The organism is Stenotrophomonas maltophilia group sp. RNC7, from assembly GCF_030910085.1.
Lineage (GTDB): Bacteria > Pseudomonadota > Gammaproteobacteria > Xanthomonadales > Xanthomonadaceae > Stenotrophomonas > Stenotrophomonas sepilia.
In genome coordinates, this window is the sequence record NZ_JAVFVN010000606.1 from 1 (window position 1) to 1,075 (window position 1,075).

General features: G+C 65.3%; 1 protein-coding gene. It reads right to left on the reverse strand.

Going from position 1 to position 1,075, the window contains the following annotated elements:
- Positions 1-85 precede the first annotated feature (85 nt).
- A complete protein-coding gene (gene dkgB, locus RCF13_RS11695) occupies positions 86-895 on the reverse strand; it encodes a 2,5-didehydrogluconate reductase DkgB (protein ID WP_134969056.1) in 810 nt (269 codons plus the stop codon).
- Positions 896-1,075 lie beyond the last annotated feature (180 nt).

Consider the following 1,075-nt stretch of genomic DNA (forward strand, 5'->3'; position numbering starts at 1 on the left):
CCCTCCCCGCCGCTCTTCCGAGCTGCATGGCCCGGCGCTACCCCTGCGTATCCGGTAGCGCCGGGCCATGCCCGGCGGCCGCTCTTCAATCCCAGGCCGGCGCAATGCCTTCCGGGTTGGCCAGGCGATGGCCGCGGTCGAGCTTGGCGATCTGTGCCATGTCTTCGTCGGTCAGGCGGATCGCTGCCGCTTCCAGGTTGCTGGCCAGGTTGTCGCGCCTGGTCGAGGACGGAATGACCGAGAAGCCCTGCTGCAGCGCCCAGGCCAGCGCGACCTGCGCCGGCGTGGCCTGGTGGCGGCCGGCGATGGCCTGGATCACCGGGTCCTTGATTACCTCACCATAGGCCAGGCTCATGTAGGCGGTGATGTGGATGCCGTTGTCCTGCAGGAATTTCACCAGCAGGCGGTTCTGCAGGTACGGGTGGATCTCGATCTGGTTGGTGGCGATGGCGCCGGCACCCAGGATGCCGATCGCCTTGCGGGTCTGCGCGATGGTGAAGTTGGAGATGCCGATCTCCTTCGTCAGGCCCTGTGCCTTGGCCTCGGCCAGTGCGGTCAGGTACTCCTCCATCGGCACGTCGACCTTGCCGTTCGGCGACGGCCAGTGGATCAGTGCCAGGTCCACATGATCGGTACGCAGCTTTTCCAGACTGGTACGCAGGCTGGCCAGCAGCGCTTCGCGCTTGAACTCGGTGATCCAGATCTTGGTGGTCAGGTAGATCTCATCGCGCGGCACGCCGGAATCGGCGATGGCCTGACCGACTTCGGCTTCGTTGCCGTAGATCTGCGCGGTATCGATGGCGCGGTAGCCGACCTCCAGCGCGTTGCGCACGGAATCGATCACGGTCTGGTCCTTGAGGCGGAAAGTGCCAAGACCGAAGGCGGGGACTGTCATGAGGGGCTCCAGCAGTGGGGGAGGGAGACGGGAATATCCACGAAAGGGTAGGCCAGCGGCCGTGTGCATGCCGGCAACGGTGCATTGCACTGCCGTGTACGACCACAGGCCGTAATGAGTGCGGAACGTTGGTCCGCACTGTTCATGCCGCCACCCATGTAGCGTTGGACGCTGCCGGCC

Bases quoted from the DNA above. Each gene is read 5' to 3' on its own strand.
- dkgB (WP_134969056.1), bottom strand. From the start codon at position 895: ATGACAGTCCCCGCCTTCGGTCTTGGCACTTTCCGCCTCAAGGACCAG.